The sequence below is a fragment of the Amycolatopsis sp. La24 genome, from assembly GCF_029087445.1.
In the GTDB taxonomy this organism is placed as follows: Bacteria; Actinomycetota; Actinomycetes; order Mycobacteriales; family Pseudonocardiaceae; genus Amycolatopsis; species Amycolatopsis nivea.
In genome coordinates, this window is record NZ_JARACH010000049.1 from 60,944 (window position 1) to 67,122 (window position 6,179).

Here is a 6,179-nt window from a genome sequence, read left to right on the forward strand (position 1 = left end):
TCGAAGCTAGCCACCAGGTACGACAAAAACCGGGTTCCGCCGGCGGCGAAAACCGGTGCGTCACCCGTACGTGAGTGGCTAGCGTCCTAGCCATGGGGAAATTCGAATTCGGCGTCAGCCTGCGGCTCACGGCCAACGGCACTGAGTGGACCGAAAAATGCCGGCGGGCCGAGGAGCTCGGCTACGACCACCTGACCGTTCCCGACCATCTCGGGCCGGGGCGGCTGTCGCCGTTTCCCGCGCTCACGGCTGCCGCGGCGGTGACCGAGCGGGTGCGGGTCGGCACGTTGGTGTCCAATGTGCCTTTCTACAACCTCGCGCTCTTCGCCCGCGATGTCGCCACTACCAACAAACTCACCGAAGGCCGCTTCGAACTCGGTCTCGGCTCGGGCCACATGAAGCACGAGTTCGACGACGCCGGGCTGCCGTGGCGCAAAGCCGCCGACCGGATCACCTACCTCACCGAAGGTCTCGCCGAACTGCGCACGCGCGTCGAGGACGAGGGCGGCATGCCGAAGCTCCTCATCGCGGGCAACAGCGACGGCGTGCTCAAGCTCGCGGCGGAACAGGCGGATATCGTCGGATTCGCCGGTCTTCGCCAGGACCGCGGCCGTCCGCCGGGCACGTTCGTGCTCGACAACGACGTCGCGATGGACGAGCGGGTCGCGTATTTCCGTTCGCTGGCAGGGGATCGCGAGATCGACTACAACATGCTGATCCAGCGCGTCGTGGTCACCGACGACCGGCGCGAGGCCGCGGCGGCATGGCACGCCGAGACCGAGGAACGCAGTGCGGCCGATGTCGACGAACTGCTCAACGCACCCCAGCTTCTCTTCGGCACGGTGGACGAGATGGTGCAGCAGCTGATCGCGCACCGCGAGCGGTACGGCTTCTCCTACTTCACCGTTTTCGAGGCGATGATGGAGACTTTCGCTCCGGTGGTGGCTGAACTGCGAGGCCGCTAGCCGCCTGCACCTTCGCGACGGCGTCTCCGGCGATGAGCGTGAGCACCCGACCGAGGAGACCGTCCGGCACCGCTTCGTCGTCGATTTCGGCTTCCACGGCCAAACCGTTGCTCAACGCGAGCAGCACGACGGCGAATTCCCCGGCAGGCAACGGAAGTTCGAGGTCCAACCCCTCGGCGAGCCGGTTCAAGGCACGCGCGATCGTGTCGCGAACCTCCCGGCGGCGCCGGCGCAACGCGTCGCGCCGCCGGTCGTCTTGGTGCGCCATTGCGAAAAACTCTGCCAGCAGCCGGTGCCACACCGCGTCTGCGCGCATTTCGTACATCAGCACCGCGGCGACGTTCGCCAGCCCGGCGCCGCCGTCGTCCGCCTCGGCGAAACTCGCCAAACTCGCTTCGAGCCGGTGCGCGGCGTGCTCCTCCATCAACGCCAGCACCAACTCGTCTTTCGACGCGAAGCTCGAGTAGACCGCGCCTTTCGTCAGCCCGGCCGCCGCGGCCACCTCGGTCAGCTTCGTCGCGGCGATGCCCTGTTCCCCGAACACGGCGAAGGCGGCGTCGAGAATGCGCCGCCGGGTCTCCGCCCGCGTCGGCCGCGTCCGGCCGGTCATCGGCTTCTCCCTCATCCGGGGGTTGACACTGGATCAGATCGCTCAATACCTTCAGGTATCCAATACCCCAGGGTATCCACTGTCAAGGACGACAGGGAAGGACCGCTCCGATGAGGTTGCGCATCGTCCTGGCCGCCGCGGCATTGCTCACCGCCGCGTTCGCCGCCCCAGCCACGGCCGCCCCGACCGGCGGCGTCAACGATCCGGCGTGCCGGCCGAGCAGCGCACACCCGCGTCCGGTGGTGTTCCTGCACGGACTCGGCGCGACGTCCTATGAGGACTTGAACTACCTGCAGGATCACGTCGCCGCCAAGGGATACTGCACCTTCAGCCGCACCTACGGCGCGTACCCGCAGTTCCCGGTCGTCGGCGGGCTTCGCCCGATCGCCGACTCCGCAACGGAAATCAAGCAGTTCATCGGCGAAGTGCTGAACGAAACCGGTGCGGCGCAAGTGGATCTGGTCGGCCACTCCGAGGGCGGATTCCAGACCTTGTACGTCACGAAGACCCAAGGCATCGCCGACCGCATCGGCTCCGTCGTCGCCATCGCGCCGCCCACGCACGGCACCACGTTCGCCAATCTGACGAAACTGGCGTACCTGCTGGGAATTCGCGATGAAGTCGGCAAGGCGCTCACCGCGTTCGGCTGCCCGGCTTGCGACGACCTGATCACCGACGGCAGCGCGGTCAAGACGCTCACGAACGGTCCCATCGCGCAGCCCGGTGTCCGTTACACCGTGCTCACGTCGCGGTTCGACGAACTGGTCACGCCCACCGAAACGTCTTTCGTGCGCGAACCGGGCGTCACGAACGAATACGTCCAGGACACCTGCCCGTTCGATCCCGTCGGGCACATCGGCGAGGCCTACGACCTCAACGTCTGGAACCTCGTCACCAACGCGCTCGACCCGGAGCACGCCACGAAATTCCTGTGCACCGCGGGATCTCCCGGCTGACGCGCGAAGCGGACCCGGTGGCGGCACGAGCGCCACCGGGTTCCGCGCTCAGTACGCCAGGGTGAACCGGGCGCGCGAGTGCTTCGGCTCTTCGATCTCGTCCACGAACGCGATCGCCAGGTCCGCGCCGCTGATGTGCGAGCGGCCGTCGGCGTCGCTGACCAGCACGTCGCCGCCGAGACGGAACTTGCCGGTGCGCTCGCCGGGGATCCAGGAACCGAACTCGGCCGCCGGGCTGACGTAGAACCAGTCGACGTCGTCCGGCAGCTCGCGCAGCGCCTCCAGGACGAGGACGTGGCTGCCCGCCTCCGGCTTGTACTCCTCCGGGAACTCCGGGGTGTCGATCACCCGCGGCCCGTCCTCGCTGACCCGCAGCGAACCGGCGCCGCCGACGACCGCCAGCCGCGCGCCGTTCGCGCGGGCCGCTTCCACCAGCGTCGGCAGGGCGTCCACCAGCCGGCGGCCCTGGTCGTCCGCACGGCCCGGCGTCGCGATCACGAGCACGTCCGCGCCCTTGGCCACCGACGCGACGAACTCCGCGTCATGCATCGACCCCGACCGCGCTTCGACCCCCGACGGCAACCCCTCGGCCTTGCGCGCGACCCCGATCACGGAGTGCCCGCGCCGCAGCGCCTCGTCGGTGATCCGGCCACCGGCGAATCCCGTCGCGCCGAACACCACCAGCTTGCTCATTGCCGCTCCTCGCAAAGAAAATCCGTATCGACGCCACCGATGGTAAGGACCGGTCTTCGGCTACTTCAACGGAAGAAACGCACCTCGAGGTGAGCGTGCAGGTCAGCCGCCGAGCGCGGCGAAAGCGGTGGCCAGCTTCGCCTTCACCGCGTTCGCGTCGACCGGCGAACGCACCTCGGCGACCGCCGTCGGCTTCGCCAGCACCTGGTAGCTCGCGGTGCGGTTGGGCAGGGTGAATTTGACCGAGCAGGACATCGTGATGGTCGCGTCCGCGGCGGCGTCGCCTTCGGTGGCGCAGCTTTGCGAGCCGAGCGTGTCCGCGCTGATCTCCACCGAAAGCTTGATGTGCACGGTCGGTTTCGAGCCCGGCTGATTGCCGACGACGCTGTTCGAAACGTCCACTGTGGTCTTGCAGGAACCGACGTAGTCCTGGCAGTCGAGTTTGTCGTTGAGCACCGTGACGCTCGCCTGCGCGAGCCCGTCGAACGGCTGCCCGATCGCGTCGACCGCGGCGTTGAAATCGGTGTGGAACTGCTTGATCTCGGCGTCCGACAGCGGCCGGACCCGGAACGCCGCGCCCAGCTTCGGGCCGCCGCGCGGATCGAGCAGCGCGGGCGCGAACCCGGTGACCCGGTGCGGTTCGGCGGTGGTCACCTGCAGCGCGCCGCCGAGGTCGTACACCTCGGTGCCGTCCGGCAGCTTCTGCTTTTGCGGCGCACCGGTGCCGAGGCCGCCGAGTGCTTTGCGCAGTTCGCCGGCGAGCTTCGGCGGGGACATCCGCGCGGCCGGGTCGACTGGCAGTTCGCTGCCGACGGTGTGCACCCATCCGCTGCCGAACTGGGTGCTGTTCTCCTCCAGGCCGTGCGACTTCCAGTAGTCCGCGTCGGCCGCGAGGTAGAGCTGCCCGTCCGGTTCGGTCAGCCGCACCGGCTTGCCCTCCAGCGGCAGCGCGCCGAAGCCGTTGCCGTCGCGCGCGACGCGGTACGTCAGCGTCGCCGGGTTGCCGGCGCCGTCCTTCAGCGTCGCGTCGTATTGCAGCGCCGGTGCTTGCTCCAGCGCCTGCAGCGCGGCGTCGACCGCCGTCTGCTGCTGCGCACGCTGGGCAGCCAGCTGCCGGTCGGCATCGGACAGTCCCGCCGTGCCGGTCACCGCGACCTGGCAGCCCGCGAGAAGCCCACCAAGCAGCACCAGTGCTGTCGCAGTCCATCGAGCCCGCATGTCGGCCGCCCCTCTTTCCGCGGAAATCATGCCACTCCCACCAGATCGGCGGGCGGGACGGGATTTGTGTCGTCACCCACCCGCGCGGGGGAGACTGCCCGGACCCGGTGCGGGCCCGCGCGGACCGGCTGGTTTACACTTCTCGGGTTGTCTCGGCGAGGCGGGTGCGCCTGTAGGTGCCCGGCGTGATCGACGCGGCGGCTCGAGAAGCCCCGTGGTCCGCTCACGCCCGCAATCTCGCCGCCGTGCCAACCGCCCCGAGCAGAGATCGACGATCCCCGCCGCCCCCTGCCGCACGTCGTGTGATTTGAAGGAGTGCTAAACCGTGTCCGAGGTACGTCTTTCCGTCGAACCGCGCACCGAGTTCGGAAAGGGTGCCGCCCGCCGCACCCGTCGCGCCGGCAAAATCCCCGCGGTGCTCTACGGGCACGGCTCGGACCCGCGGCACTTCGCGCTGCCGGCCATCGAGTTCGCCCGCGTCGTCCGCGAGAACGGCACCAACGCCGTCATCACGCTGGACCTGCAGGGCAACGTCGAGCTGGCGCTGACCAAGACCATCGTGGTCCACCCGCTCAAGAACTACATCGAGCACGTCGACCTGCTGGTCGTCAAGCGCGGCGAGAAGGTCACCGTCGACGTCCCGGTCGTCGTCTCCGGCACCCCCGGCCCGGGCACCCTGGTCGCCCAGGACATCGACACGATCCAGGTCGAGGTCGAGGCGCTGCACATCCCGGAGCAGTTCGAGGTCTCCGTCGAGGGCATCGAGGCCGGCACCCAGATCACCGCGGGCCAGGTCGAGCTGCCCGCAGGCGCCGAGCTGGTCACCGACGCCGAGGCGCTGGTCGTCGCCGTCAACGAGGCCCCGCGCGGCTCCGCTGACGAGGACGCCGAAGCCGAGGAAGCCACCACCGAAGCTGCCGAATAAACTCGCTTTCGTGAGTGAAGACCTGCCCGGGGCCGGCGAGCTGATCCTGCTCGCCGGCCTTGGCAATCCAGGACCCCAGTACGCCGGGAACCGGCACAACGTGGGGTTCATGGTGCTCGACGAACTGGCCGGCCGGGTCGGCGGGAAGTTCAAGGCGCACCGCAGCGGGGCCGAGGTGCTCGAAGGCAGGCTCGCCGGTTCCCGCGTGGTACTGGTGAAGCCGCGGTCGTTCATGAACCTCTCGGGCGGGCCGGTCGTCGGCGCGGCCCGGTTCTTCAAGGTGCCGGCGTCCGGCGTCGTGGTGGTGCACGACGAGCTGGACGTCGACTTCGGCGCGCTGAAGCTCAAGCTCGGCGGCGGCGACAACGGGCACAACGGACTCCGGTCCATCACCAAATCGCTCGGCACGCGTGACTACTACCGCGTGCGTTTCGGCATCGGGCGGCCGCCGGGCAGGCAGGATCCGGCGGATTTCGTGCTGAAGGACTTTTCGACGGTCGAGCGCAAGGAGCTCCCGTTCGAGGTCGACCGTTGTGCGGATGCGGTCGAGGCGCTGGTTTCGCGGGGCCTGGCTGCGGCGCAGAACGCGTTTCACGCTGCCTGACCTGCTGGTTTCGCCCCAATGTGGCATTGGGTGCGTCAGATGCACCGAATGCCACATTGGGTGCGTGCGATGCACCCAATGCCACATTGGGGATTTTTCATCCTGGTTTGTGCTGGTCATGGCGGGTTGACGGGGTGTGGTAGTTGTCAGGCCGGGGTGGGCTGGGCGGTGTCGCGGACGGCTTGTTCGTGCTGGGTGAGGACGAGCA

7 protein-coding genes are annotated in these 6,179 nt (G+C 68.6%); 4 read left to right on the forward strand and 3 right to left on the reverse strand.

The genetic code is table 11. The features are described from left to right. Positions 1-92 precede the first annotated feature (92 nt). On the forward strand, positions 93-965 hold the full coding sequence (locus PUT80_RS33880; RefSeq protein WP_238604213.1) for a TIGR03621 family F420-dependent LLM class oxidoreductase: 873 nt from the start codon (positions 93-95) through the stop codon (positions 963-965). Here PUT80_RS33880 and PUT80_RS33885 read toward each other — a convergent pair. Beyond that, on the reverse strand, positions 901-1,575 hold the full coding sequence (locus PUT80_RS33885) for a TetR family transcriptional regulator (protein WP_275294553.1): 675 nt from the start codon (positions 1,573-1,575) through the stop codon (positions 901-903). The two genes, PUT80_RS33880 and PUT80_RS33885, sit on opposite strands and share 65 nt — an antisense overlap. 110 nt (positions 1,576-1,685) lie before the next feature. On the opposite strand from PUT80_RS33885, the gene PUT80_RS33890 reads away from it, so the two are divergent. After that, positions 1,686-2,531, forward strand: a complete 846-nt coding sequence (locus PUT80_RS33890) for an alpha/beta fold hydrolase (RefSeq protein WP_275294554.1) — start codon at positions 1,686-1,688, stop codon at positions 2,529-2,531. A 48-nt stretch (positions 2,532-2,579) separates the two neighbouring features. Here the strand turns inward: PUT80_RS33890 and PUT80_RS33895 are convergent, their stop codons facing one another. Then, complete coding sequence (locus PUT80_RS33895; RefSeq protein ID WP_275294555.1) at positions 2,580-3,224, reverse strand: NAD(P)H-binding protein; 645 nt, start codon at positions 3,222-3,224, stop codon at positions 2,580-2,582. Positions 3,225-3,326: 102 nt separating this feature from the next. Further along, the gene (locus tag PUT80_RS33900) at positions 3,327-4,442 is read right to left on the reverse strand and encodes a hypothetical protein (protein ID WP_275294556.1); all 1,116 of its coding nucleotides are present in this window, start codon (positions 4,440-4,442) and stop codon (positions 3,327-3,329) included. 325 nt (positions 4,443-4,767) lie between these two features. On the opposite strand from PUT80_RS33900, the gene PUT80_RS33905 reads away from it, so the two are divergent. Further along, positions 4,768-5,367, forward strand: a complete 600-nt coding sequence (locus PUT80_RS33905) for a 50S ribosomal protein L25/general stress protein Ctc (RefSeq protein ID WP_275294557.1) — start codon at positions 4,768-4,770, stop codon at positions 5,365-5,367. A 10-nt stretch (positions 5,368-5,377) separates the two neighbouring features. Next, positions 5,378-5,971 carry an aminoacyl-tRNA hydrolase gene (pth, locus tag PUT80_RS33910; RefSeq protein ID WP_275294558.1) on the forward strand — a complete coding sequence of 198 codons (594 nt, stop codon included), beginning with the start codon at positions 5,378-5,380 and terminating at the stop codon, positions 5,969-5,971. The last annotated feature ends 208 nt before the right edge of the window (positions 5,972-6,179 follow it).